The sequence below is a fragment of the Kitasatospora sp. NPDC091207 genome (assembly GCF_044768625.1).
Lineage (GTDB): Bacteria > Actinomycetota > Actinomycetes > Streptomycetales > Streptomycetaceae > Kitasatospora.
On record NZ_JBIVVS010000008.1, the window covers coordinates 245,467 to 271,462 of the forward strand.

The window sequence follows — 25,996 nt, forward strand, 5'->3', positions numbered from 1 at the left end:
CCCCGCGGGGCATGCCTGGTCACCGGTCGGGCCGGCTGGGGGAGCGGTGGGGCCGGGCCGGAAACGGGACGGGAGCCCGGACCGGCCGTCGCCGGGGGGCTTGTCCCGCGGGCGACGGGTCGGCCGCCGGAGGGTGCGGGGTGCCGACCTCCTCAGCGCCGGAGTCGACGGGCCCGGCGGTTGAGCGGTGGTCGATCAGGGCGGGCGGAGAACGGGCTCCTGAGCGGACGCCCATCCTGTATCGGTGAGGCGGGCCGACGGCTGCCGGCAGTGCGGTGCCGGGAAGGTCGGGTGAGGGTCAACTCCACGGTACGCACTCCTGTTCCGAGATCGGTGGCGGCCATCAGGGCCTGGCGCGCTGCTCCATGACAGTAAGGAGCGAACGGGGCCGATGCCATCGCATGCGGAGCGAGAGTGTCACATTACCGGACAGTAGTCCTGTGAAGTCGAAAGCGGCCGGGTCAGCCGCCGGTGCGGCCGCCGCGCGTCACCGGCCCCCGTGACTCCAGGGTGGCGATCAGATGGGCGACCGAGGCCAGCGTGATGTGCCGGTGCCAACCCGGGAACGACCGCCCGCCGAAGTCCCGCACCCCCACGCGCTCGGAGATCGCGGTGAAGTCCCGCAGCACGACGCCCGGAAGCCGGGTGAGCCGCAGCGCGGTGAGGACGGAGGGCGCGTCGGCGTTGGTGAGCCACAGCCGCCGGCGCGGGCGCCCGACCGGACGCCACTCGCCCAGCAGCAGCATCCGCTCACCGCGTGACAGCGAGGTCACCACGGGGATCGCCACCGCCGTGGTGGGTCCGTCGCCCGGATTGACCTGCCGGCGCAACCGCGGCAGGGACTCGGCGAGTTCGCCCGCCGTCCGCTCCCGGCCGCTGTAGCTGGGCAGTTCGGTCCGGTCGAGCCACAGCTGCGCCTGCGGACCGACCCGCACCACGAACGCGACCCCCATCGACGCGAGGAAGCGCGCGACCGAGACGGCGTCCACCTCCGCGACGTCCACCACGACCGGGCCGCGCAGCACGCCGATCTCCTGGACGTTGGCCACCGCCGTCCGGACGCAGTCCTCGATGGTGGCGACCGCGGCGTCGGCGGGAACGCTCGCCCGCTCCCGCAGGGGGTCGGCCAGCCAGCGGGCGGACAGCCGCAACTGCCAGTCGACGGGGACCGCGGAATGCCCGGAGGCCAGCCAGACCCCCACCGCGTGCTGCCCGTTGACGATCCGCCCCAGGGGCAGGACCTGCTGGTCGATGCCGACCGAATGGGATCCGGCCTTGGGTATCAGGATCGGCCTGACCACCCAGGCCTGTGGCGCCAGCGTCCGCTGCACCTGGTGGGCGAGGGCGTGCCGCACCGGCATCCACTCCCAGGGGGAGGCGCTGATGAAGTGGTGGACACTCTGCTGCGCCGCGACGCCGTCGAACTGCGCCGCGATGCCGCGTAAGGTCTTGCGCCCCTCCAGTGCCAGCAGGCCCCGGACGTACTGCTCCGCCTTGAGCCGCTGCCCGCTGCGCCGCAGCGAGCCGAACAGCCGGGCGCTGAGCTCGGGGTCGAGCGCCGTCGCGGGGGCCGATTCCTCGGTCGTGCCGACAGATTGGTGCAGGTGTCGCATGGTTGATCCCCCTGTGGTCCGCCACCCCAGCCGCCCGGACGGACCACCGCCCCGCATCGGTGGCGCCCGGTTCGAACTCCCAAAAGAGGACTGCTGTCCTGTTCTATTTTATACAGGCTGGTGTGGGTGGTGGCTGCCCTGTCGCGCGGCGGAACCGCCGTGGTCCTCCGCGCGGATCCCGTGCCGGCCGGCCGGCCGGCCGGCACGGTGCCCGGCCGCCGGGGCGGCCCGGAGGCGGCCGCGCCCATCCGGTTCGGCCCGCCGGTTCGGCCCGCCGGACTCGGCGCACGGGACTCAGCCCACCGGTGACGGCGCCTCGGGCCGGCCGGCCTCCTCCAGGAGGCGCTTCGCGCGATAGGGCGAGGAGTCCAGCCGGGCCAGTACGCCGGGGCTGGCGATATTGGGCAGGACGAGCGCGAACAGGTTCGAGATCTCCTGGGAGAGCGTGTGCTCCGGCAGGGTCTCGGTGATCAGCTGGACCCCGGTCCACGCCCCGACGAACAGCCGCGCGGTCTCCGCGGGGTCGACGTGGGCGAGCAGCTCACCACGCTCCTTCGCCTCGGTGAGCACCTCCTGCCCGACCTCGATCCAGTCGGGCCACCGAGTGCCGAACAGGCCACGGGACTTGACGTCCACGGAGAGCCGGATCGCGGCGCTCAGCATCGGCTCCCGGGGGAGCCGGTGGGCGAGCAGGAGGGCGAGGTCCACCCACTCCTGCAGCTTGAAGGCCTGTGGGGCGAGCCCCTCCATGGTCACCGCCTCGGCCAGCACGCCGCGGGCCAGCTGCTCCTTGGTGGTGAAGTGGAAATAGAGCCCACCGCGGGTGAGTTGGATCCGTTCGATGAGGCCGCCGATGGTGGTGGCGTCGTACCCGAGCTCGTTGAACATCTCGGCCGCGGCCTCGAGGATCACTCGGCGGGTGTGGATCGCGCGCTCCTGCCTTGACACTTTATGCCTCCACTGCATTCTCTTTACCATTGCTTGAACTAGACTTGCTCGCGGTTCGAAACCGACCGGAGAACCGGTACTTGAATAGCACAGTCCGCTGAGCTGTGCTGACCCGTCAGACCAAGGGGGGGCCTTGCAAGACGTCACTCTCGCACCACGTTCATCCACTCCTTCGCCGACTCTCGTCGGCGCCTACGCACACCTTCGGCGCGAAACCTCCATCCTGGTCACCGGCTGGGAGCGGCTGGGGGCCGACGAGTTCGCGCTGGACGTCAGATGGCCGGCCGTCCAGCTGGACCTGCCGTACGACCTGCGGATACTCGCCCAGACCATCCGGCAGAGCGGCCTGGTCGTCGCGCACGCCGAGTACGACGTACCGCTGGACCACCAAACCGTGCTGAGCACCCTGGACTTCACGATCGACCCGGACTTCCGGGTGCCACGCGGCCGCAGCGCCACGCTGGACGTGCGGGTCACGGTGTCGGCCGCCGGCCGGGGCCGACGGTCGGTCAGTTCGCTGCGGATGGGCATCCTGGTCCGGTGCGACGGCGCCGAGGTGGCCCGGGCGGACTCCGAGTTCGGCTGGATCTCGCCCGCGGCCTACCGGCGGGTGCGAGGTGACGGTCTCGGGGTCGGCTGGGGCGCCTGGTCGTTACCGGAGCCGATATCCGCCGACCACGTGGGCCGGCTCCGGGCCACCGAGGTGGCCCTCGCGCCGGGCGACCGGCCGCACCGCTGGCTGCTGCGCAACGACCCGGCCAACCACCTGCTCTTCGACCACCCGGTGGACCACGTCCCGGGCCTGGCGCTGCTGGAGGCGGCGGCCCAGGCCGCCCAGGCCCTGCAGGGACCGGTGTCCTTCCTGCCCGCCGGTGTCGCCACCAGCTACCGACGCTACGTCGAGTTCGACCGGCCGTGCTGGATCGAGGCCGAGTGGGCGCCGGCCGGCCACCCCGCGCTGTCGGCCGTCCGGGTCACGGGCACCCAGGACGGGGAGCCGGCCTTCCGGGTCGAGTTCAACGGGGTGCGGCGGTGACCGGGCCGCCGCCGGCCCGTCGCGGGCGGTTCACTGGTTGACGAAGCCGCCGTCGACCGGCAGGACCGTGCCGGTCAGGAAGGGGCAGCGGTCGCTCAGAAGCCAGGCCGCCGCCTCCGCGATCTCCTCCGGAGCCGCCGTGCGCCCCTGCGGCGTCAGCGAGTTGGCCAGATCTTCGAGGCCCGGATTGCGGCCGAACCAGTCGGCCGTGATCTCGCTGCGGGTGGTTCCGGGGGCGACCGCGTTGACCCGGATGCCCTGCTTGGCGTACTCGTCGGCGGCGGCCCTGGTGAAGCCGATGACCGCGTGCTTGGAGGCGATGTAGGGGGCGGCGGTGGGAATCGCCACCAGGCCGCCCACGCTGCTGTTGTTGACGATGCTGCCCCGGCCGTGCTCCAGCATCGCCGCTATCTCGTACCGCAGGCAGTTGAAGACGCCGCGCACATTGGTGTCCATGACGGTGTCGTAGACGTCGTCCGCCATCAGATGCAGCGGGGTGCGGTCGCCGCCGATCCCCGCGTTGTTGAAGGCCGAGTCGAGCCGCCCGTACTCGGCCACCGCGAAATCGACCGCCCTGGCGGCGTCCCCCGCGACGGAGACGTCGCCCACCACGTACGCGGCGCGGGCCCCCTTGTCCCGCAGTTCGGCGGTCAGCGCGGCCAGTCGTTCCTCCCGGCGGGCGGTGAGGACCACGGTGGCGCCCTCCCGTGCGAACACGCGGGCCGCCGCCGCGCCGATGCCGCTGCTCGCGCCGGTGATGAGGACGACTTTGCCGGAGAGGAGATCGTTATCCATGACCGCAGTCTCGCAGGCCGTCGCCCGAGAGGCATGAACTTCGCCTGTCTCCCTACTGCCACGGTGATATGACGGCACGTCAGTGAGGAGGCACGGGGGTCGTCGGGCCGTCCGGGCCCGCCGCCGCCGGTCGGCGGTGCTTCGTGCCCGCGACGACCTGATGGACTATTCGTCACCTGACGAACTACGGGTCACCTGACGAACTGCCGGTCACCTGACGAAGTGCGGTGACGAACGTTGGCGGTATCTCCTTTCTGTTACATGATTTAGGCCGTTGCGGGGGGTCGCCGACGGTTCGGCGCCGATCGTTCGGGGCGCCGCGGTTCAGCCCGTCTTCTCCGCCCGCCGCTTCCGTGTTCCAACGACGTTCACGCAGGACGAACGAGGAGATCCCCGGCTCCGCCGACACTGCGGCGACTGCCGGCCCTGGTCCGCGTGGACGCGATTTCCGGCTCTGTTGACAGTTGCGCGAAATGCCCGCCTGCTCGGCCGTGGGGCGAACTGCGCCCATCGCCCGTTCGCGATTTGGAGAAATCGGTGGAAAGTACTCTGCTCGATATCCGACTGGAAAGCGCGTTGCAGCAGCCGCCCTGGGAAGACGCGGCACTGGTCCGGCAGGTCCGGAAGGAACTGGCGACCCGCCCCGCACTCGTCGAAGCCGAGGACGTCCGCACGCTGCGCGCGCTGCTGGCCCGGGTCGCCGCGGGCGAGGCCCATGTGGTGCAGGCGGGCGACTGCGCGGAGGACCCGGCCGAGTGCACCCCCGGCTACGTCGCGCGCAAGGTCGGCGTGCTCGACCTGCTCGCGGGCGCGCTCCAACTGGACACCTGCAAGCCGGTGGTCCGCGCCGGCCGGATCGCCGGACAGTTCGCCAAGCCCCGTTCCCGTCCCACCGAGCGGGTCGGCGATGTCGAACTGCCGGTGTACCGGGGGCACATGGTCAACAGTCCGGAGGCCGACCCCGAGCTGCGGCGCCCCGACCCGTTGCGACTGCTGACGGGCTATCAGACCGCCTACGACGTCATGGGGCACCTGGGCTGGCGCAGCCGCGGCGGGCCGCTCGCCGTCGGATCGCCCGTCTGGACGAGCCACGAGGCGTTGCTGCTCGACTACGAGGTCCCCATGCTGCGCCGGGACGACGAGGGGCGGCTGCTGCTCGCCTCCACGCACTGGCCCTGGATCGGCGAGCGCACCCGGCAGGTCGACGGGGCGCACGTCACGCTGCTCGCCGAGGTGGTCAACCCGGTGGCCTGCAAGGTCGGCCCGACGATGGCGGTCGACGAACTGCTGGCCCTGTGCGAGCGGCTCGACCCCCGGCGGGAGCCGGGCCGGCTCACCCTGATCGCCCGGATGGGCGCCGAGGCGGTGGCCGAGCGGCTGCCCGCCCTCGTCGCCGCCGTCCGCGGCGCGGGGCACCCGGTGATCTGGCTCACCGACCCGATGCACGGCAACACCGTCAGTACCCCGGACGGACTCAAGACCCGTTTCGTGCAGACGATCTCCCACGAGGTCAGGGAGTTCCAGCACGCGGTCCGCGGCGCGGGCGGCACGGCGGGCGGACTCCACCTGGAGACCACCCCGGACGACGTGACCGAATGCGTCCACAGCGAGGCCCGGATCGACGAGGTCGGGGCCACGTACACGAGCTTCTGCGACCCCCGGCTCAACCCGGGCCAGGCCCTCGCCGTGGTGTCGGCCTGGTGGCTGACCGGCCGGTCGGCCCCGGTGGGCGCGGCCGGGGTCCAGGGCTGACCCCCGGCCCCGGCCCGGCTCCCGCCGTCGCGGAGCGGAACCGGACCCGGCCCGGCACCACGGCACCACCGCCCCCCGGCGACCGTGGTGCCGGGCCGTCCCACCACGCACCGGCGCCACCACGCACCGGCGCCGGCGTGGCCGGCCGCACCGACGCGGCCGGCCACGCCGGCGATTCGACCCAGCAGATCCAGGAGAGGAAGGCCATGGCGGGCATACCCCCCATCGCGCCGTACCCGATGCCGACCGCGGCCGACCTGCCCGGCAACACCGCCCGGTGGACCGTGGACCCGGACCGGGCGGTGCTGCTCGTGCACGACATGCAGCGGTACTTCCTGCGGCCGTTCCCCGAGCAAATCCGTGACCAACTCGTCGGCAACGCCGCCCGGTTGCGTGAGCGCAGCGCCGCGCTGGGCATTCCGGTGGCCTACACGGCGCAGCCCGGCGGCATGACCGAGGAGCAGCGCGGCCTGCTCAAGGACTTCTGGGGACCGGGCATGCGGGTGGACCCGGTCGACCGGCAGGTCGTGGAGCCGCTCGAACCGGCCCCGGACGACTGGGTGTTCACCAAGTGGCGCTACAGCGCCTTCTTCCGCTCCGGCCTGCTGGAGCGGATGCGCGAGCGTGGCCGCGACCAGCTCGTGGTCTGCGGTGTGTACGCCCATGTCGGCGTGCTGATGAGCGCGGTCGAGGCGTTCACCAACGACATCCAGCCGTTCCTGGTGGCCGACGCCGTGGCGGACTTCTCCGAGGAGTACCACCGGCTGGCCCTCGACTACGCGGCGCAGCGCTGCGCCGTGGTGGTCACCACCGACGAAGTCCTCGCCGGGCTGCGGCCGTCCGCCGTCGCGGCCGGTGGTGTCCGGGAGGCCGGCGCATGACCGGGGCCGGGGCGTCGGCGCCGCTCGCCGTGGATCTGCTGGACCGTGTCCTCGCGCCGCGGCCGCCCGCCTTCGCGCTCATCCACCGCCCGGAGTCGACCGGACCGGACGCCCTGGACGTGTTGGTCGGTACGGTGTCGACGCCGGGGACGCTGGCCGATCTCCCCGTGCCCGACGGGGCCGCGGCCGGCGACGGCGCGCGCCACGAGGTGCTGGCGATCGTCCCCTACCGGCAGATCGCCGAACGCGGTTTCGCCTGCGCCGACGACGGCGAACCCCTGATCGCGATGACCGTCACCGGGCAGGGCGTCCTGCCGTTGGACGAGGTGCTGCGGCGGCTCCCGGACGTGCCGATCACGCTGGCCGACGGGCACTTCGACGTGGACGACCAGGCCTACGCCGACACGGTGCGCAGGGTCGTCGCCGACGAGATCGGCCGCGGCGAGGGTGCGAACTTCGTCATCAAGCGCTCGTTCCTCGCCGACATCACCGGCTACACGACGCACAGCGCGCTGTCGTTCTTCCGCCGGCTCGTGCGGGGCGAGTCGGGCGCCTACTGGACCTTCATCGTCCACACCGGGGCCCGTACCTTCGTCGGCGCCACCCCCGAGCGGCACCTCAGCCTCTCCGGCGGCGACGCCGTGATGAACCCGATCAGCGGCACCTACCGCTACCCGCCCTCGGGCCCCACGCTGCCGCAGGTGATGGACTTCCTCGCCGACCGCAAGGAGGCCGACGAGCTGTACATGGTCGTCGACGAGGAACTCAAGATGATGGCCCGGATCTGCGGGACGGGCGGCCGGGTGGTCGGCCCGTACCTCAAGGAGATGGCCCGGCTCGCGCACACCGAGTACTTCATCGAGGGGCGCACCGACCGCGACCCGCGCGAGATCCTGCGCGAGACGCTGTTCGCCCCGACCGTCACCGGCAGCCCGCTGGAGAGCGCCTGCCGGGTCATCCACCGCTACGAGCCGCAGGGGCGCGGCTACTACAGCGGGGTGGTGGCCCTGATCGGGCGCGACGAGCACGGCGGCTCGGCCCTCGACTCGTCGATCCTGATCCGGACCGCCGACATCGACGACCGGGGGCGGGTGCGGATCGGGGTGGGTGCCACGCTGGTGCGCCACTCCGACCCCGACCAGGAGGTGGCCGAGACCAGGGCGAAGGCGGCCGGGCTGCTCGCGGCCCTCCAGGCGGACGGTCCGGCCCCGGCCCCGGCCGCGAACGCCGCGGGCGGGCTCGGTGCGCACCCCGACGTCCTGGCCGCGCTGGAGCGGCGCAACGCGACCGTCGCCGGGTTCTGGCTGGCGCCGGACGCGGCGCGGGCCCGGCCGGAGCCCGTCCTGGCCGGCCGCCGGGTGCTGGTGGTGGACGCGGAGGACACCTTCACCGCGATGATCGACCACCAACTCCGCTCTCTGGGGCTCGATGTGACGGTACGTCGGTTTGACGAGCCGTACACGCCGGACGGGTACGACCTGGTCGTGATGGGTCCTGGCCCGGGAGACCCGCGCGAGGCGGAGCACCCCAAGATCGCTCAGCTGCGGTCGACGATCGACGGGCTGCTCCAGGAGCGGCGGCCGTTCTTCGCGGTCTGCCTCAGCCATCAGGTGCTCGGCCTGCGGCTCGGCCTCCCCCTGGTCCGCCGGGAGGCGCCGAACCAGGGCGTGCAGCGCGAGATCGACCTCTTCGGGGCCCGGGAGCGGGTGGGCTTCTACAACACCTTCGCCGCCCGCAGCGTCGAGGCCAAGGTCGAGTGCGAGGGCGTGGGCCTGGTGGAGGTGAGCCGGGACGCGGAGAGCGGCGAGGTGCACGCGCTGCGCGGGCCGCACTTCGCCTCGCTGCAGTTCCACGCCGAGTCGATCCTCACCGAGGACGGCGTCCGGCTGGTGGGCGGGCTGCTGACCGAGGTGCTGGCCGGGTGAGGACCGGAGCGGCCCGCCCCGCCCGGTGCTCAGCCGGCCGGGGCCGGCCGCTCCGGGCGCGGGTCCAGGCCGGCCGAGCGGGCGGCCGTGCGGAGCAGTCCGCGCAGCATGCCGGGGTTCAGCCGGCCGGTGTTCGTGTTGCGCGGGCTGACGTGATAGCACCCGTACAGCTCCAGCGGCGGCCCGCCGTCGGCGGCCGGCAGGGTCACGTGGGCGCCGTGCCCGAAGACCGGGCGGGGCCGGGGCAGCTGCCAGCCGGCGGCGGCGACCGCCGGGAGCAGCGCCTGCCAGGCGAACCCGCCGAGCGCGACGACGGTCCGGACCGTCGGCCGCAGCAGCGCCAGCTCACGGGTGATCCACGGACGGCAGGTGTCCCGTTCGGCGGTGGTCGGCTTGTTGTCGGGCGGCGCGCAGCGGACCGGGTCGGTGATCCGGACGCCGTGCAGCCGAAGGCCGTCCCCGTGCCGGACGGACTCCGCCCGATTGGCCAGGCCCAGCTCGTACAGCGCGGCGTAGAGCAGGTCGCCGGACGGGTCACCGGTGAAGATCCGGCCGGTGCGGTTGCCGCCGTGCGCGGCGGGGGCGAGGCCGACCAGGACCAGCGGCGCGTCGGGCGGGCCGAAGCCGGGGATCGGCCGGCCCCAGTAGTCCCAGTCCAGGTACGCGCGGCGCTTGGTCCGGGCGGTCTCCTCGCGCCACGCGACCAGGCGGGGGCAGGCCCGGCAGTGGGTGACGACGCGGTCCAGCGCGGGGAGCGCGCCCGCGCGGGCGGCGGCCGCGGCCGGGTGGCGCGGGTCCGCCGGGTCGGTGGCCGGGCCTTCGTCGGCGGGCTGGGGCATGAGGACGATCCTAGGGGCGGCGGGCGGCGGGCGGCCGTTCCGGCGGCGCCTTCGCAGGCGTAGCGTGGAACCGGCTGCTCCGGCGGCCCCCGGCCGGGCCGGGGCGGCGACCGCCGGCGCGGTGGTGCGCGCGAGGAGACCGCGATGCTGATATTCGATGCGGTGCTGGCGGCTGTCGGACTGGTGGCCGTGTGGGCCGGGCTGAGCGTCCGGGTCGTGCAGCAGTTCCAGCGGGGCGTGGTGTTCCGCTTCGGCCGGGTGCGCGAGCAGGTCCAGGGCCCCGGGCTGGTGCGGCTGATGCCGGTCGCGGACCGGCTGCGCAAGGTGAACGTCCAGATCGTGACGATGCCGATCCCCGCCCAGGAGGGCATCACCCGGGACAACGTGACCGTCCGGGTGGACGCGGTCGTCTACTTCCGGGTGGAGGACCCGGTGAAGGCGACCGTCAACGTGCAGGACTACAGCTTCGCCATCTCGCAGGTCGCCCAGACCTCGCTGCGGTCGATCATCGGCAAGAGCGAGCTGGACGACCTGCTGGCCAACCGCGAGCCGATCAACCAGGGCCTGGAGCTGATGATCGACAGCCCGGCGCTGGGCTGGGGCATCGAGATCGACCGGGTCGAGATCAAGGACGTGGCCCTGCCGGAGTCGATGAAGCGCTCGATGTCCCGGCAGGCGGAGGCCGAGCGGGAGCGCCGGGCGAGGATCATCACGGCGGACGGCGAGTACCAGGCCTCGGCGCGGCTGTCGGAGGCCGCGGCGGTGATGAGCGCGACCCCGGCGGCGCTCCAGCTGCGCCTGCTGCAGACCGTGGTGGAGGTGGCGGCGGAGAAGAACTCGACGCTGGTGCTGCCGTTCCCGGTGGAGCTGCTGCGGTTCCTGGACAGCGCGGTGGAGGCGAACCGGAGGACGGCGGGCGGCGGCGGCGAGCAGGCGGACGCCCCGCCGGTGGTCGAGCCGCCGAAGCCGGCCGAGGTGGAGCAACTCGAACTGCCCCCGCTGGAGAACCTGCTGGAGCACTCGCCGCTGGACGGTCCGGCCACGGGGGCGGACGGGGCCGCCCGCGCCGGGCAGGCCCCGGTGGCGGTGCCCCCGGGCCCGGACCACGATGGAGGGACGGGAGTGGCAGGCACGTCAGGAGGCCGATCATGACCAGAGCCAGCGACATCATGCACGCGGGTGCGGAGTGCGTCGGCGAGCACGAGACCCTCGCCGCCGCCGCCCGGATCATGCGCGAACGCGATGTCGGCGCACTGCCGATCTGCGGTGAGCGGCAGAAGCTGCTCGGCATCGTGACCGACCGGGACATCGTGCTGAAGTGCGTCGCCGAGGGCCGCGACCCCGAACAGGTGACGGCGGGCGAGATCGCCCAGGGCCGCCCGATGACGGTGGAGGCGGACGAGGACGCCGAGCAGGTGCTGCGGATGATGGAGCAGTACCGGGTGCGCCGGCTGCCGGTGATCAACCACCCGGAGCACGAGGTGGTCGGGATGATCAGCGAGGCGGACATCGCGCGCGGCCTGCCGCAGGCCCGCCTGGCGGAGTTCGTCTCGGCGGTCTGCGCGGAGGAGCCGCCGCGGTCGACGGAGGTGCAGGAGCCGCAGACGGCCTAGCGTCGCCGGGCCGGGGCCTGCCGGACCGCGGTGGTTCGGATCCCGGGACCGCTCAGGATCCCTCCCGCAGGGCCCGCTGCAGCAGTTCGGCGAGGTGGAGGGCCTGGCGGCCCTCGGCGAGGTGGGCGATCTGGGTGCGGCAGCTGAAGCCGTCGGCCAGGATCACGGTGTCCTGGCCGGCCGCGCGCACCGCGGGCAGCAGGACCCGTTCGGCGATCGTCACGGACACCTCGAAGTGGCCCCGCTCGAAGCCGAAGTTGCCGGCCAGGCCGCAGCACCCGGAGTCGAGTACCTGGTTGCGCAGGCCGGTGCGGGCCTCCACCCGCCGGTCGGCGGCAGTACCGAGGACGGCGTGCTGGTGGCAGTGGGTCTGGGTGACGGCGTCGACCGGGAGCCGGGGGAGCGGGGCGTCCGGCGCGTACCGGTCGATGAACTCCGCGAAGGTGCGGGTCCGTTCGGCGAGCGGTCGGCCTTCGGCGCCGAGCAGCCGGGGCAGGTCCTCGCGCAGGGTGGCGGTGCAGCTCGGGTCCATGCCGACCACCGGGGTGTCGGCGGGCAGGCCGGTGCCGGCGAGCGCCCGCAGGCTGCGCCGCATCACCCGCCGGGCGGTGCCGAGCTGGCCGGTCGAGTACCAGGTGAGCCCGCAGCAGACCGGTCCGGCCGGCAGCCGGACGTCGAAGCCCAGGTGGGTCAGCACCTCGACGGCGGCGCGCAGGACGTTCGGCTGCAGGTGCTCGGAGAAGGTGTCGGGCCAGAGCAGGACGGGCCGGGCGCCCGCCGGGGCGGGGTGCGCGGCGCGGTGGCGGCGGTACCAGCGGGTGAAGGTCTCGGGCGGGAACACCGGGACCGGCCGCCGCCGGTCGACCCCGCCGAGCCGCTTCAGCGGGCCGGCGGCGGGTGAGCGGGCGATCAGGTTGGCCGCGCCGGGGGCGAGCGCGACGGCCCGCAGCCAGAGCGGCAGCCACCCCAGCGAGTAGTGCGGGAGCGGCCTGGGGCGGCGCCGGTGGTGCTGGTAAAGGAACTCGGCCTTGTAGGTGGCCATGTCGACGTGGACCGGGCAGTCGCCGGCGCAGCCCTTGCAGCCGAGGCAGAGGTCCAGCGACTCCCGGACCTCCGGCGAGCGCCAGCCGTCCGGGATCAGCTCGCCGCGCAGCATCTCGGCGAGCAGTCTGGCCCGGCCCCGGGTGGAGTGGCGCTCCTCGCCGGTGGCCATGTAGCTCGGGCACATCACCCCGGTGTCGGGGTCCACGCACTTGGCCACCCCGACGCAGCGGTGCACGGCCTTGGCCAGGCTGCCGTCGTCCTGGTCGTACGGCAGGGCGAGCGGCAGCGCGCGGACCGGTCCGGCCAGGCGCAGGTCGGCGTCGAGCGGGCGCGGGTCCACCAGGGCGCCCGGGTTGAGCAGGTTCTCCGGGTCCCAGATCCGCTTGAACCCGCCGAAGAGCGCGATGATCCCGGGCGGGTACATCCGGGGCAGCAGCTCGGCGCGGGCCTGCCCGTCGCCGTGCTCGCCGGAGAGCGACCCCCCGTACGAGACCACGAGGTCGGCGGCCTGCTCCAGGAACTCCCGGAACACCGCCGGCCCGTGCGGCGCGGTGAGCGGGAAGTCGATCCGCAGATGGACGCAGCCCTCGCCGAAGTGCCCGTACGGGACGCCGCGCAGGTGGTGCCGGCGCAGCAGCGCCCGCAGGTCGCGCAGGTAGTCGCCGAGCCGCTCCGGCGGGACGGCCGAGTCCTCCCAGCCGGGCCAGGCCTCGCCGCCCCCGGGCAGCCGGGTGACGATCCCGGCGCCGGCCTCGCGCACGCCCCAGAGCTGGCGCCGCTCGCCCGGGTCGGTGACGACGGCGGCGGTGGCGGAGCGCTCCCGCCGGACGGCGTCGGCGAGTCGCCGGGCCGCGTCGAGTGCCTCGGCGGGCGTCGCGCCGCCGGCTTCCAGGAAGAGCCAGCAGGCCCCCTCGGGCAGCCGGTCCAGCGCGGGCGGGCGCGGCCCGGCCGCGAGCAGCGCCTCGATCAGGTCGGCGGCCATCCCCTCGACGGTCAGCGGGCGCAGCGGCAGCAGCGCGGGTACGGCGTCGGCGGCGGCCGTCTCGTCCGGGTAGCCGGCCACCACCAGGGCGCGGGCGGGCGGGTCCTCGACCAGCCGGACGGTGGCGCCGAGCAGCAGGGCGCAGGTGCCCTCGGTACCGGTGAGCGCCCGGGCGAGGTGGTGGCCGCGCTCGGGCAGCAGGGCGTCCAGCGGGTAGCCGGAGGTGCGGCGCGGCAGGTCCGGCATGCCCTGGCGGATCACCGCGAGGTTGCGCTCGGTGAACTCCTGCAGTTCTCGGTGGAGTTGGCCGGCGCGGCCGGGCAGTGCGCGCAGTGCCGCGCGTTCGGCGGGCCCGAGCGGGCCGCCGACGGTGAGCTCGGTGCCGTCCGCGAGCAGCAGGTCGAGGGATTCCACGTTGTCGGAGGTGCGCCCCCAGACCACCGAGTGGGCGCCGCAGGAGTCGTTCCCGATCATGCCACCGAGGGTGCACCGGCTGTGCGTGGACGGGTCCGGCCCGAACCGCAGTCCGTGCGGGCGGGCGGCCCGCTGGAGGTGGTCGAGCACGGCTCCCGGTTCGACCCGGGCGGTGCGGCGGTCCGGGTCCACGTCGAGCACCGCGCCCAAGTGGCGCCGGAAGTCCAGGACGACCGCGCCGGGGCCGATCGCCTGCCCGCCGATGCTGGTGCCGGCGCCGCGCGGCACCACCGGCACCCCGTACTGGCGGCAGAGCGCCATCGCCGTCCGCACGTCGTCCAGGTCGGCCGGTTTGACCACCCCGAGCGGCGGGTGACGGTAGTTGGACGCGTCGTGGCTGTAGACGGTGCGTTCGGCGGCGTCGAAGCGGACCTCGCCGCGCAGGGTGGCGGCGAGCTCCCGGGCGAGGTCGGCGCCGGGGGCGGCGGACGGTCGGCTCACGTGGGTCCTCCCGGGGGGCGGGCTGGCGTACCGCGGCCGATCATTCCAGCCGGACGCCGCGCCCGGTACGGGCCACCCCGGTGGGCGGCCGGCGGACTGCCGGCCGCCCCGGGCGGCTGCCCGCCGCAGGCCTGCCGCCCGTCGCCCGCCGTCAGGCCGGGGTCCGGCGCCGGGCCGACCCGGTGAGCGTGCCCTTGGCGATGTGCGAGAGCTTGGCCATCTCGAAGGCCGGGTAGGCGCCCCCGGCCAGCAGCGAGAACTTCACGCCCTCCCGGCCGCCGGGCCGCCGGTGCCCGGCCGGCTGGAAGCGGCGGTGGTGCTCGGCGGCGCGGTGGAAGAACTGCGGCCGCTCGGCCCGTGCCACGCACCCGGCCAGGTCGAACACGAACAGGTAGTGCCGGATCATCCGGGTGAACAGGGCGTCCCGGGCGGCCTCCAGCTCAGGCTGCCAGGCCGCCACCTCGTCGAGCAGGGCGAAGCTCCGCTCGTACTGGTCGAAGATGTCGAACTGGCTGCTGCCGGGCGAGCCGGCCGGGTGGACGGTCTCCCGGCGCCGCAGCTGGACGCAGGCGCGCGGCAGTACCGCGATCCGTCCGGCGGTGAGCACGGCCCGGTGCACGGCCGGGATCTCCTCGTAGCGCCCGTCCGGGAAGGTGATCGCGCGGTCCTGCCAGAAGTCCCGCCGCAGCAGCCGGTCCCAGATCAGCGCGGGTGCGCCGAGCAGACCGGGCCGGCCGGCCGCCCCGGTCACCTCGGGCCCGGCCCCGGCCAGCAGCGCCTCCGCCCCGCCCGGCCAGTCCCGCCCGCCGTGCCGCCGGGTGTGCCCGAACAGCAGCACGTCCACCGGCCCGGTCTGCGCCAGCCGGTCGGCGAGCGACTGCAGTCCGTCCCGGGGCAGCAGGTGGTCGGCGTCCAGGAAGAGCAGGTACTCGCCGGCGGCCCGGGCGGCGCCCGCGTCGCGGCTGACGCCCACGCCGACGGCGGCGTTGAGGTGCAGCGCCGAGACGCGCGGGTGGCGTGCGGCGTAGGCGTCGGCGAGGTCGGCCGGGGAGTCGGGGGACCGGTCCGCGACCAGGATGACCTCGAAGTCGCGGAAGGACTGCGCGAGGAGCGAGTCCAGGCATTCCGTCAGCTGTTTCTGCTGGTCGTAGGCGGGGAGCACGACGCTGATCAGGGGTGAGGGCATGAGGCCGGAGCGTAGGAGCGCACGCGGAAGGTGGCAAAGCGCTGACGGCCTGTAATTCTGATCAATCCGCGTCAAATCGTACGGGCGTGCGCCATATCTTCACCCGTCATGCCGGACGTGTACACGTCGGCAGCGCACCGGGGTCGGCGGCGCCGACCAGCCGGCCCGCGGCCAGGTCGCCGCGGCCGGCTCGGGGCGGAGCGGGTGTCAGCGGCCGCTGTCCGGCCGCCGGAGCAGGAGGGTCACCGCGACGGCGGCCGGCGCCGCGGTGACCGCCGTCGCGGTGACCCTGGTGAGGTGCGTGCCGTCGACGAACGCGGCCCGGGCGCGCCCGGCCACCGGACCGCCGAGGTGGCCGGCGGCGGCCAGCGACGGGCGGGCCGCGTCGGCCACCCGCGGCGGCAGGCCCGTGACGTCGCGGGTGCTCCGGTAACCGGCGCCGCGCAGGACCGGGCCGCCGGGGTACTGGTCGGCGAGGTGGTCCAGCGCGAGGTGATCGACCGGATCGCCACCCGGATCGGCGGTGCGGACGCCCGTCGGCGGGCCTGCGAGTTCGCCTCCCACCTGGGGGCCTGAGCATGGCCCGGTAGGTGTTGCGCCTGGAACCGGTCGCTTCGCTCCCGACCGATGACATCGCCCGGCGCTACCTCCCGGCGCTGCGCCACGCCCTGCGGGGGCGGCCCGTTCCGCCGTCTGCGGCCCGGGCGCCGGGACGGCCCCGGAACTCCTGGGGCGGAACGGCCGGGGACCCCGCGCGGGCGCTGCCGTGCGGGGCCCTTGGAGCCGGTGCCGGGGTCGGTTCAGCGTCCGGCGCTACCTCCCGGCGCTGCGCCACGCCCTGCGGGGGCGGCCCGGGAACCCCTGGGGTGGAACGGCCGGGGAACCCCGCGCGGGCGCTGCCGTGCGGGGTCCTCGGTGCCGGTGGCGGGGTCGGCTCAGTACCAGTGGTGGGTCTGCCAGAACGACCAGGCGCCGCAGGGGCTGCCGTAACGGGAGTTCATGTAGTCCAGGCCCCACGTGATCTGGGTGGCGGGGTTGGTGCGCCAGTCGGAGCCGGCGGAGGCCATCTTGGAGCCGGGGAGGGCCTGGACCAGGCCGTAGGCACCGGAGGAGGCGTTGACGGCGAGGTGGTTCCAGCTGCTCTCGCGCGACACGATGTTGCTGAAGCACTGCAGCTGGCCGGCCGGCACGATCTGGGCGGCGATCTCGCGGGGGCTGCCGGAGTACGCGGGCTTGGCGTTGAGCGCGGCGCGCTCCTGGGAGCGGGAGGCGGCGGCCTCCGCGTCGGCCTTGGCCTTGGCGTCCGCCTGGGCCTTCGCGTCGGCCTCGGCCTGCGCCTGGGCGGCGGCCTGGGCCTGCGCGGCGGCGTCTGCTTCGGCCTGCGCCTGCGCCTGGGCGGCGGCAGCGGCGGCGTCGGCTGCGGCCGCGTCGGCCTGGGCGGCCACCGGCTGCCCGTCCACGGAGACCCCGGCCACCGGAGCGGCCGCCTCGGCGACGTTGCCGCCGCTCTGCGGGACGGCGAGGGCGGCGGTGGCCGCACCCGCCACCACGAGGGTGGTGATACCGGTGATCAGCGAGTTGCGGCGGGCATGGCTGAGCTGCATGGAGCGGACGATCCTTTTCCGTCGGGGGCGGTGCCGCGGGCACGGGGCCGGCGGCACGGGGGCACGGGCGGACAGGGCCCGCGATGCCGTCCGGGACGGCCATGGCACCCCGGCCGTGACGGCGGGGCGGGCGGGGTGCGCGGCGGACGGACCGGTCCGCGCTGCCTGGCGACTGGCCATTCTTCGCAGAGCCCGGCGCGGGCGGCAAAGGCAACCACTACTACGGCGGGTAGTCGGTGGGGCGGCGGAAACGGCGAAGCGCCCGACCGTGGCCGGGCGCTTCGAGGGGAGGTGTCCGATCCGGACGACGGACGGGTGCTCGCCCGCCCGTCCGTCGGAGAAAGAGGTGAATCGGCCCGGTGGCCTGCGTTCTTCGGGGTGCGGGCCGTCGGCGCCCGCCCCGTCGGCCGGGCCCCGCGCCGCCTCCCCACCGGCCGGCGGGGTGTCGCCGGCGCGCCGACAACTATCGAGGGCAGTAGCGGCGTGGAGTCGTGTGGGCGGCCTCACAGCACGGCCGCCCGAGGGCGACCCGCCGTGACCGGGCGGTCACGGCCGCAGTACTCGGGCCCTCAACGGGAGGAGTACGGGTTCTGCCCGGCGCCCGCCCCGCCGCCGTACGGCCCGGCCGTGTCCTGGCCGGCCGCGAAGGAGCCCGCCGCGTACGGGTTCCCCGGCACCGGCCGCCGCCCGCCGTACCCGGGCACCTCGGGGACGCCCTCCCCGGCGGGTGCCGCGTCCGGCTCGTCCGTCTCGCCGTCGGTGTCCTCCACCGGCACCAGGTCGCGGGCCAGCAGGGTGGCGCCCGCCACCGCGCCGGGCATCGCGAGCACGGTCACCAGCGGGACCAGGAAGGCCAGGATCAGCGGTACGCCGAACCCGAAGGCGAGCCCCAGCCGGGCGCGCAGCAGCCGGATCCGTTCGCGCTGCGGCACTCCGCGCCGCTGCAGGGCCACCGCCGTCAGCTCGACGGTGAGGAAGAACCCGGACACCAGGAAGCCGGCCACCGGTACCAGCGTCTGCCCGACCACCGGGATGAACCCGCAGCCGAACAGCAGGACGCCGAACCCGGCCACCCGGACGAGGACGTGGAGGCTGTCCCGGGCCGAGACCACCAGCTCGCGCCAGAGCGGGACCTCCGGCGGGGTGGGCGCCCCGCCCTCGGTCTCGTCGACCGTCTCGCAGAGCGACTCGTAGAACGGCTGGCCGACCAGCAGCGTGACCGCGGTGAAGGTGATCACGGAGATCAGCAGCCCGCCGCCGAAGACGATCGCGGCGAGCGCGGTGCGCAGCAGCCCCTGCCAGGGCGAGCCCCAGCCGTCGGCGAACGGCGTGGCCCACCGCGCGAGGTCCTCCGACCAGCCGCCGAGGAACACCAGCGCCACCACGTACCCGACCAGGGTGATGAGCGCGGGGATCATCCCGAACGCCCACCAGCGGCCGTGCCGGCCCACCCACTTCTGGCCCTTGGCCAGGTACCCCAACCCCGCTGCAAGATCTCGCATAGGGGGAAAGGGTAGGGGCTGGCCGTCAGCGGGTCATCCCGGTCCCGTCCCGGTCCGGCACCGGCGGTGGGGCCCGGGGGCGGCCCGGGCCCGGAGACGGCGCCGGGCCCGGGAGCCTCCGCAACGGCTCCCGGGCCCGGTGTGCGGGCGGCGTGCCCGGATCAGGCAGCCGGTGCCACCGCCGCAGCCCGTCGCCTGCGGCCCACCACGGCCGATGCCGTCAGCACGATGGCTGCGGCGACCAGCGACAGGTACATCTGCTTGCGCCCGTCGGCGTCCGTGAACATGTACGCCATCACGAAGCCGATCATGCCGATCGCGGTCCAGGTGAGGTACGGGTACAGCCACATCCGGACGGTCAGGCGCTCGGGCGACTCGCGCTCGATGATCTTGCGCATCTTCAGCTGGGAGAAGCAGATCACAAGCCAGACGAAGAGCGCCACCGCGCCGGAGGAGTTGAGCAGGAAGGAGAACACGGTGTCGGGGGAGGTGTAGTTGAAGAACACCGCCACGAAGCCGAAGACCACCGAGACGAGGATCGCGATCCGCGGCACTCCGCGCTTGGTCACCGAGGCGAAGGCCTTGGGGGCGTCGCCGCGCTGGCCGAGCGAGAAGGCCATCCGGGAGGCGGTGTACATCCCCGAGTTGAGGCAGGAGAGCACGGCGGTCAGCACGATCACGTCCATCACCTGGCCGGCGCCCGGGATGCCGACGTGCTCCAGCACGGCCACGTAGGGGCTGCCCTTGACGGCCGCGGAGTCCCACGGCAGCAGGGTCACGACCAGCAGGATCGAGCCCAGGTAGAAGATCCCGATGCGCCAGATCACGCTGTTGGTGGCCTTGCTGACCGCCTTCTCCGGGTCCTCCGACTCGCCGGCGGCCAGGGTGACGATCTCGCTGCCCATGAAGGCGAAGACGACCGTGAGCATGCCGGTGAAGACCGCGCCCACACCGTGCGGCAGGAAGCCTCCGTGGCCGGTCAGGTTCTCGGTGCCGACCGCGTGGGTGCCGGGCAGCAGCCCGAACGCGGCCAGCGTGCCGATCACCAGGAAGGCGGCGATCGCCACCACCTTGATGCCGGCGAACCAGAACTCGAACTCGCCGTAGGAGGCCACCGAGAAGAGGTTGGTGGCGGTCAGCACCGCCATCACGATCAGGGCGAACGCCCACTGCGGCACGCCGGGGACCCAGTTGTTGAGGATCTTCGCGCCGGCGGTGGCCTCGACGGCCAGCACCACGACCCAGAAGAACCAGTACAGCCAGCCGATGGAGAAGCCGGCCCAGCGGCCGAGGGCCCGGTCCGCGTACGCCGAGAACGATCCGCTCTGCGGGTCGGCCGCGGCCATCTCGCCGAGCATCCGCATCACCAGGACGACGAGCACGCCGGCCAGGGTGTAGGAGAGCAGGATGCCGGGGCCGGTGGCCGCGATGCCCGCGCCGGAGCCGACGAACAGCCCGGCGCCGATCACACCGCCGATCGCGATCATCGACAGGTGGCGGTTCTTGAGCCCGGCCTTCAGGTGCCCGTCGGCGCCGTGACCGTGGTGGAGCTGCTGCTGCGGAGCGGCATCGGACGGCGGCGAGCCGGCCGAGGTGGTGGTTTCCGCACTCATCGAGGGTGCCCTGTGCCTTTCCAGCGCGGCTGCCCCTCGGCTCGTTCGCCGGAGGGTGGGGGGACGGACCCGCGCATTGCGGTGCAACTTAACTTCTCCCTACGAGTATCGGAACAAGGCCTCGGGAACTGTCCGCTCAGCGGACACAAAGTGCCAGGTCAGCACAGGTGAAGTGGGTCGGCTGAAAGCTCAAATCTGACGCATCGCCAGCCGCCCCGGGCGGCTCGGGGGCCGTCGTCGGAGCTCCTTGGGCGGCCGTTCATACTGGCGGCGTGATGATCGTCCTCCTGGTGCTCGGTCTGCTCGCCGTCCTCGCCGTCCTGGCCCTCGCGCACTGGTACCTCTGGCGGCGCCTGGTGCGCGACGTCTCCGCTCCGGGCGGGTGGTGGCGCCGGACGGGCACCGCCCTGGCCGTCGTCCTGCCGCTGCTCTCGGTGGGCGCGCTGGTCGGCGGGCGGGCGTTCCCGCTGGCCGTCGAGCGCTGGCTGGCCTGGCCGGGCTACCTCTGGCTGGCGGTGCTGCTCTACCTGCTGATGGCGCTGGCGGTCGGCGAGGCCCTCCGGCCGCTGCTGCTTCGGCTGCCGCGCCCGAGGGCCGCGACCCCGCCGGAGCCGGTGCCGGGCGCCGTCGCTGCCGCTGCCGGGGACGACGCCGCGGCGCCCGGCGAGGAGACCCCGACCCCGCCGCCGTCCGCCTCGCCGCCGCCCGCCGTGCCCTCGCCCGCGCGACGGCTCTTCGTCGCCCGGACGCTCGCGATCGGCGCCTCCGGCGCTGCCGCCGCCGTGGTCGGCACGGGCGCCTACGGGGTGCTGCGCGGGCCGCGCCTGAAGCAGGTCACCGTTCCGCTGGCGAAGCTGCCCGCCCGGGCGCACGGCTACCGGATCGCGGTGGTCAGCGACATCCACCTCGGGCCGATCCTCGGGCGGGACCACACCCGGCGGATCGTCGACACGATCAACGCCGCCCAGCCCGACCTGATCACGATCGTCGGCGACCTGGTCGACGGCTCGGTGGCCGAACTCGGCAGTGCCGCGGAGCCGTTGGCGGGGCTCCGGGCACGCGACGGCGCCTACTTCGTCACCGGCAACCACGAGTACTTCTCCGGTGCCGCGCCCTGGGTGGACTTCGTCCGCGAGCTGGGGGTCCACCCGTTGCAGAACGCCCGGGTGGAGCTCGCGGGCTTCGACCTGGCCGGGGTGAACGACCTCGCCGGCCGCACCGAGGGCGACGGCCCGGACTTCGACCGGGCGCTCGGCGACCGCGACCGGGCCCGCACCTCGGTGCTGCTCTCGCACCAGCCGGTCACCGTCCACGATGCCGTCCGGCACGGCGTCGACCTCCAGCTCTCCGGCCACACCCACGGCGGCCAGCTCTGGCCCGGCAACTACCTGGCCGAACTGGCCAACCCCACCGTCGCCGGCCTGGAGCGCTACGGCGACACCCAGCTCTACGTGACCCGTGGCGCGGGGGCCTGGGGTCCGCCGGTGCGGGTCGGCGCGCCGTCCGACATCACCATCGTCACGCTGGCCTCGCTCCAGGCCTGACCGCCCGCCGCCCGCCGCCCGGGCCCGCGCGGGCGGCCCTCAGACCTGCTCGCCCTCGCCCTCGGTGTCGATGTGCGGCAGCACCCGGTCCAGGAAGCGGGGCGTCCACCAGGCGGCCGGCCCGAGCAGGGTCATCACGGCCGGTACCAGGAGCAGCCGCACCACGGTGGCGTCGATCAGCACGCTGACGGCCAGCCCGAGGCCCATCATCTTGATCACGATGTTGTCGCTCACGATGAAGGCGGCGAACACGCTGACCATGATGAGCGCCGCGCAGCTGATCACCCGGGCCGTGATCTCCAGGGCGTGGGCGACGCTGCCCCGGCTGTCCCCGGTGCGCAGCCAGGCCTCGTGCACCCGGGAGAGCAGGAAGATCTCGTAGTCCATGCTGAGGCCGAAGACGATGGCGAACATCATCATCGGGACGTAGCTCTCGATCGGCACCGTCCCGGAGACCCCCAGGGCGGGCCCGCCCCAGCCCCACTGGAAGACCGCCACCAGGACGCCGTAGGAGGCGGCGATGGAGATCAGGTTGAGGACGGCGGCCTTCACCGCGATCAGCAGGCCCCGGAAGACCAGCAGGATGATCAGGAAGGCCAGGCCGACCACCACGGCGATGATCGGCAACAGCCGGGCGGCGACGATGTCGCCGAACTCGACCTGGGCGGCCGTCGTGCCGGTCACGTAGGCGGTGGCACCGGTCCCGGCCACGGCCTGCGGCAGCACGGTGCCGGAGAGCCGGCCGACCAACTGGGTGGTCTGCTCGTCCTGCGGGCGCTGGGCGGGCGTGACGGTGTTGTACAGCACGTCACCGTCGGAGCTGGTCTGGAGCGGGGTGACGCCGGCGGTGTCGGACGTCCCGGCCAGGGCCTGCTGCACCGAGCTCTGCACCGCTGGCCGGGCGTCGGCCGGGACGGCGCTCTGGTCGACGACCACGGTGATCGGGCCGTTCGAGCCCGGGCCGAAGGCGTCGGACATCAGGTCGAAGGCGCGCCGGTCGGTGAAGGTGGTCGGGTCGGCCCCGTCGTCGATGTGGCCGAGCTGGATGGAGAGGAGCGGGACGGCCAGGATGCCGACGACGACCACCCCGGCGGTCAGGAACCACCACGGGCGGCGCTCCACCCGCTGGGCGTAGCGGTGCCACGTCCCGGTGATCTCCTCCCCGGGCGCCACCCCGGTCTCGGCGATCGGCCGGTGTACCGTCCAGCGGTCCATCCGGCGCCCGATCAGGCCCATCAGCGCGGGGAGCAGGGTGAGGGCCGCGAGGACGGCCGAGATCACCGTGACCCCGGCGGCGGCGCCGAGCTTGGCGATGAAGTTGACCCGCGAGACGACCAGACCGGCCAGGGCGATGACCACGGTGCAGCCGGAGACCAGCACCGCCCGGCCGCTGGTCGCCACGGCGTGGCCGGCGGCGGAGACCGGATCCTTGCCGTCCATCAGGCTCTGCCGGTGCCGGGTGAGCAGGAAGAGCGCGTAGTCGATGCCGACACCGATACCGATCATGGTGGCCAGGGTCGGGGCCACCGTGGCGAAGGTGGTGGCCGCCGCCAGTAGGCCGAGCACCCCGAGGCCGACCACGGCGCCGATCAGGGCGGTGACCAGCGGCAGGCCGGCCGCGATCACGCTCCCGAAGCCGATCAGCAGCACGACGATCGCGACCCCGAAGCCGATCAGCTCGCTGAGCCGGTCGTCGGGCGCCGGGCGGGCCAGCTCGCCGAGCGGGCCGCCGTACTCGACCTCCACCCCGGCCTCCCGCAGCGGGGCGACGGCCGCGTCCACGCCGTCGAGGTAGTCGTCGCCGAGGGTCGTCGGGTTCACGTCGAAGCGGACGGTGATGTAGCCGGTGAGGCCGTCGGCCGAGAGCGGGCCGCCGGGCGGGGACGGCTGGCCGGCGGGCGGCAGCGGGCCCTGCGCGGACTGCACGTGGGGTAGTTGGCGCAGCGAGCCGACCGCCTGGTCGATCTGGTCCGGGAAGCCGGCCAGCGGCTGGGCGTCGTGGAGCACCACCTGCGCGCTGGTGCCGCCGACCGACGGCTCGTGCGCCTGGAGGACGGTGCGGCCCTCCTGCGCCTGGGTGTTCGAGAGCGAGAAGTCGTCCGAGAACGTCCCGCCGACCGCGCGGTCGATCAGCTGGACGCCGGCCACCGCGACCAGCCAGACCACGATCACCAGGACCGAGTGGCGCGCGCACCACTCGCCGAGTCTGCGCAGGGAGCCGCGCCGGGGCGGTCGCGGGGGCCGGGCGGGGCCGGGGACGCGGGCGGGGCCGCCCGGGGACGGGGGCATGAACGCTCCTGGGGGCCGGAGGTGACGCTCTGTCACGCTTGCTCGGGCGAGACCGCGGAGTCCCGATGCTAGGGAGCGGAGCCGGGTGTCCCGGTCCGATCCCCGGGTGACACGCCCCGGGTGCCTCCGTTCGGCGGGTCGGCCCGGGCCGACCCGGGCACGGCGACCGGGCGCAGCTCCAGCAGGACGACCCGCCCGTCCGCCGGCCGCCCGGTCAGGCGGGCGGCCAGGATCCGCGGGATGTCGCTCTCCTGCGAGTACCCGGGCACCACCGTGACCTCCGCCCGCCGCACCCCGGGCTCCCCGGCCACGGCGTAGGCCACGGCGTAGGTGGTGCGCTCCGGCGGCGGGGGCGCGTCCGTCCCCGGCATGGCGCCACCTCCTCGTTCCGTCGCCCATTGTCCGCCGGTGCGGCCCGCCGGTGCGGCCGGACGGGTCCGGAGCGGGATCGTGTGGCCGATCGGGGTGAATCCGGGCAGAGTGGGAAATCTCCGGTAGGGGGAACGTCCGGGAAGGGGCGACACCCCATGCAGACCACCTGGAAGGGGACGATCAGCTTCGGGCTGGTCAGCATCCCCGTCCACCTGTACTCCGCCACCCAGGAGCACGACCTCCCGCTGCACCAGGTGCACGCGAAGGACGGCGGGCGGGTGCGGATGAAGCGGTACTGCGAGCAGGAGGGGAAGGAAGTCCCCTACGCGGAGATCGCCAAGGGCTACGAGTCGCCCGACGGGCGTACCGTCACCCTCACCGACGAGGACCTCGCCGACCTGCCGCTGCCCAGCAAGAAGGTCATCGACGTGCTGGCGTTCGTGGACGCCGCCGAGATCGACCCGCTGATGTTCTCCAAGGCGTACTACGTCGGCGTCGCCGACAAGGCCGCCGCCAAGCCGTACGCGCTGCTGCGCGACGCGCTCACCGCGTCCGGCCAGATCGCGGTCACCAAGATCGCGCTGCGCACCAGGGAGTCCCCGGCGGTGCTGCGGGTGCACGACGGGACGCTGGTGCTGCAGACCTGCATCTGGCCCGACGAGGTCCGGTCGGCGGACGGGATCGCGCCCGAGGGGGAGGTGACCGTGCGGCCCCAGGAGCTGAAGATGGCGCGCTCGCTGATGGACACGCTCTCGGAGGACTTCGACCTCTCCCAGCTCCACGACGACTACCAGCGGGCGCTGCAGCAGGTCGTCGAGGCCCGGATCCAGGGTGTCGAGGTGCCCCACGAGGAGGAGCCCGGCGAGGCGCCGGACAACGTCATCGACCTGATGGCGGCCCTGCGCAGCAGCCTCAAGGAGGCCAAGGGCGGGCACCGCGGCCGCCGGGCCGCGCCGGAGAGCGAGGAGGAAGCCACCGCGGAAGCCGCGGCGGAGCCGGCGGCGCGGGACGAGCCGGCCGTCGAGGAGAAGCCGGCGCCCCGCAAGCGCGCGCCCGCCAAGAAGGCGGCGGCCGGGAAGGCCGCGGCCGGCCAGGGCGCCGCCGCGCGGACCGCGGGCGGTACGGCCAAGTCGGCCGGTACCGCCAAGAAGACCCCCAGCAGGAAGTCCGCAGCTCCCCGCAAGGCCTCGTGAGCTGATCACCGGCAGTCCCCGACGTCCGGAGGCGATCCCAGATGGACCTACTGACCTACAAGGCGCTCGACACCGGCCCCGAGGCGCCGAAGCACCCGAGCCTCGCCCACCGCGCCTGGCACGGCCTGCTCGGCCTCGGCCCGACGGCGGTGATCCTGCTGCTCGCGTTCTCGCTCGGCCTCGGCGCCGTCGGCTCCCAGGTCAGCTCACTGCCGTGGCTGATCATCTTCAGCATCGTGTGGGGCATCACCCTGATCGCGCTCTGCGGGATGATCGCGCGCTGGCTGACGCCCGGCCAGGGCAAGCACCGGATGGCGGCCTGACCCGGCCGGGGCGGACGGCGCCGGACC

General features: G+C 74.1%; 21 protein-coding genes. 9 read left to right on the forward strand and 12 right to left on the reverse strand.

What is annotated here, in order from left to right; all coding sequences use genetic code 11:
- Positions 1-461 precede the first annotated feature (461 nt).
- Positions 462-1,613, reverse strand: coding sequence for an IS701 family transposase (locus ACIQTO_RS16885; protein ID WP_402388353.1), 1,152 nt, complete (start codon positions 1,611-1,613; stop codon positions 462-464).
- 294 nt (positions 1,614-1,907) lie between these two features.
- On the reverse strand, positions 1,908-2,561 hold the full coding sequence (locus ACIQTO_RS16890) for a ScbR family autoregulator-binding transcription factor (RefSeq protein WP_402388354.1): 654 nt from the start codon (positions 2,559-2,561) through the stop codon (positions 1,908-1,910).
- A 133-nt stretch (positions 2,562-2,694) separates the two neighbouring features.
- On the opposite strand from ACIQTO_RS16890, the gene ACIQTO_RS16895 reads away from it, so the two are divergent.
- The gene (locus ACIQTO_RS16895) at positions 2,695-3,597 is read left to right on the forward strand and encodes a ScbA/BarX family gamma-butyrolactone biosynthesis protein (protein WP_402388355.1); all 903 of its coding nucleotides are present in this window, start codon (positions 2,695-2,697) and stop codon (positions 3,595-3,597) included.
- A 30-nt stretch (positions 3,598-3,627) separates the two neighbouring features.
- On the opposite strand, the gene ACIQTO_RS16900 is transcribed toward ACIQTO_RS16895, so the two are convergent.
- Positions 3,628-4,392, reverse strand: coding sequence for an SDR family NAD(P)-dependent oxidoreductase (locus ACIQTO_RS16900; RefSeq protein WP_402388356.1), 765 nt, complete (start codon positions 4,390-4,392; stop codon positions 3,628-3,630).
- 537 nt (positions 4,393-4,929) lie between these two features.
- On the opposite strand from ACIQTO_RS16900, the gene ACIQTO_RS16905 reads away from it, so the two are divergent.
- From ACIQTO_RS16905 to ACIQTO_RS16915, 3 genes are all read left to right on the forward strand, one after another.
- On the forward strand, positions 4,930-6,144 hold the full coding sequence (locus ACIQTO_RS16905; protein WP_402388357.1) for a 3-deoxy-7-phosphoheptulonate synthase: 1,215 nt from the start codon (positions 4,930-4,932) through the stop codon (positions 6,142-6,144).
- Between the two features lie 206 nt (positions 6,145-6,350).
- Positions 6,351-7,025, forward strand: coding sequence for an isochorismatase family protein (locus ACIQTO_RS16910; protein WP_402388358.1), 675 nt, complete (start codon positions 6,351-6,353; stop codon positions 7,023-7,025).
- The gene (locus ACIQTO_RS16915; RefSeq protein WP_402388359.1) at positions 7,022-8,950 is read left to right on the forward strand and encodes an anthranilate synthase family protein; all 1,929 of its coding nucleotides are present in this window, start codon (positions 7,022-7,024) and stop codon (positions 8,948-8,950) included. Before ACIQTO_RS16910 ends, ACIQTO_RS16915 begins: the two co-directional genes overlap by 4 nt.
- Positions 8,951-8,979: 29 nt before the next feature.
- Here ACIQTO_RS16915 and ACIQTO_RS16920 read toward each other — a convergent pair whose 3' ends face one another.
- A complete protein-coding gene (locus ACIQTO_RS16920) occupies positions 8,980-9,789 on the reverse strand; it encodes a uracil-DNA glycosylase (RefSeq protein WP_402388360.1) in 810 nt (269 codons plus the stop codon).
- Between the two features lie 144 nt (positions 9,790-9,933).
- Between ACIQTO_RS16920 and ACIQTO_RS16925 the strand changes: the two genes are divergently transcribed.
- Both ACIQTO_RS16925 and ACIQTO_RS16930 read left to right on the forward strand, forming a co-directional pair.
- Positions 9,934-10,941: an SPFH domain-containing protein gene (locus tag ACIQTO_RS16925; protein ID WP_402388361.1), complete on the forward strand. Its 1,008-nt coding sequence runs from the start codon at positions 9,934-9,936 to the stop codon at positions 10,939-10,941.
- A complete protein-coding gene (locus tag ACIQTO_RS16930) occupies positions 10,938-11,402 on the forward strand; it encodes a CBS domain-containing protein (RefSeq protein ID WP_402388362.1) in 465 nt (154 codons plus the stop codon). Before ACIQTO_RS16925 ends, ACIQTO_RS16930 begins: the two co-directional genes overlap by 4 nt.
- A gap of 52 nt (positions 11,403-11,454) precedes the next feature.
- Here ACIQTO_RS16930 and ACIQTO_RS16935 read toward each other — a convergent pair whose 3' ends face one another.
- The 6 genes from ACIQTO_RS16935 to ACIQTO_RS16960 form a co-directional block, all read right to left on the reverse strand.
- The gene (locus ACIQTO_RS16935; protein WP_402388363.1) at positions 11,455-14,343 is read right to left on the reverse strand and encodes an FAD-binding and (Fe-S)-binding domain-containing protein; all 2,889 of its coding nucleotides are present in this window, start codon (positions 14,341-14,343) and stop codon (positions 11,455-11,457) included.
- Between the two features lie 151 nt (positions 14,344-14,494).
- Complete coding sequence (locus ACIQTO_RS16940) at positions 14,495-15,529, reverse strand: glycosyltransferase family 2 protein (protein ID WP_402388364.1); 1,035 nt, start codon at positions 15,527-15,529, stop codon at positions 14,495-14,497.
- Positions 15,530-15,736: 207 nt separating this feature from the next.
- Complete coding sequence (locus ACIQTO_RS16945) at positions 15,737-16,093, reverse strand: hypothetical protein (RefSeq protein WP_402388365.1); 357 nt, start codon at positions 16,091-16,093, stop codon at positions 15,737-15,739.
- A 371-nt stretch (positions 16,094-16,464) separates the two neighbouring features.
- A complete protein-coding gene (locus ACIQTO_RS16950) occupies positions 16,465-17,133 on the reverse strand; it encodes a transglycosylase SLT domain-containing protein (RefSeq protein ID WP_402388366.1) in 669 nt (222 codons plus the stop codon).
- Positions 17,134-17,702: 569 nt separating this feature from the next.
- Positions 17,703-18,635, reverse strand: coding sequence for an EI24 domain-containing protein (locus ACIQTO_RS16955; protein WP_402388367.1), 933 nt, complete (start codon positions 18,633-18,635; stop codon positions 17,703-17,705).
- A 161-nt stretch (positions 18,636-18,796) separates the two neighbouring features.
- The gene (locus tag ACIQTO_RS16960; protein WP_402388368.1) at positions 18,797-20,248 is read right to left on the reverse strand and encodes an amino acid permease; all 1,452 of its coding nucleotides are present in this window, start codon (positions 20,246-20,248) and stop codon (positions 18,797-18,799) included.
- 275 nt (positions 20,249-20,523) lie between these two features.
- Here ACIQTO_RS16960 and ACIQTO_RS16965 point away from each other — a divergent pair, with 275 nt between their 5' ends.
- Positions 20,524-21,792, forward strand: coding sequence for a metallophosphoesterase (locus ACIQTO_RS16965; protein ID WP_402388401.1), 1,269 nt, complete (start codon positions 20,524-20,526; stop codon positions 21,790-21,792).
- A gap of 39 nt (positions 21,793-21,831) precedes the next feature.
- Here the strand turns inward: ACIQTO_RS16965 and ACIQTO_RS16970 are convergent, their stop codons facing one another.
- Together ACIQTO_RS16970 and ACIQTO_RS16975 are read right to left on the reverse strand one after the other, a co-directional pair.
- Positions 21,832-24,081: an MMPL family transporter gene (locus ACIQTO_RS16970; RefSeq protein WP_402388369.1), complete on the reverse strand. Its 2,250-nt coding sequence runs from the start codon at positions 24,079-24,081 to the stop codon at positions 21,832-21,834.
- A 68-nt stretch (positions 24,082-24,149) separates the two neighbouring features.
- A complete protein-coding gene (locus ACIQTO_RS16975) occupies positions 24,150-24,452 on the reverse strand; it encodes a hypothetical protein (RefSeq protein ID WP_402388370.1) in 303 nt (100 codons plus the stop codon).
- Positions 24,453-24,608: 156 nt separating this feature from the next.
- On the opposite strand from ACIQTO_RS16975, the gene ACIQTO_RS16980 reads away from it, so the two are divergent.
- On the forward strand, positions 24,609-25,646 hold the full coding sequence (locus tag ACIQTO_RS16980) for a Ku protein (RefSeq protein WP_402388371.1): 1,038 nt from the start codon (positions 24,609-24,611) through the stop codon (positions 25,644-25,646).
- Positions 25,647-25,687: 41 nt separating this feature from the next.
- The gene (locus ACIQTO_RS16985) at positions 25,688-25,969 is read left to right on the forward strand and encodes a hypothetical protein (protein WP_402388372.1); all 282 of its coding nucleotides are present in this window, start codon (positions 25,688-25,690) and stop codon (positions 25,967-25,969) included.
- Positions 25,970-25,996 lie beyond the last annotated feature (27 nt).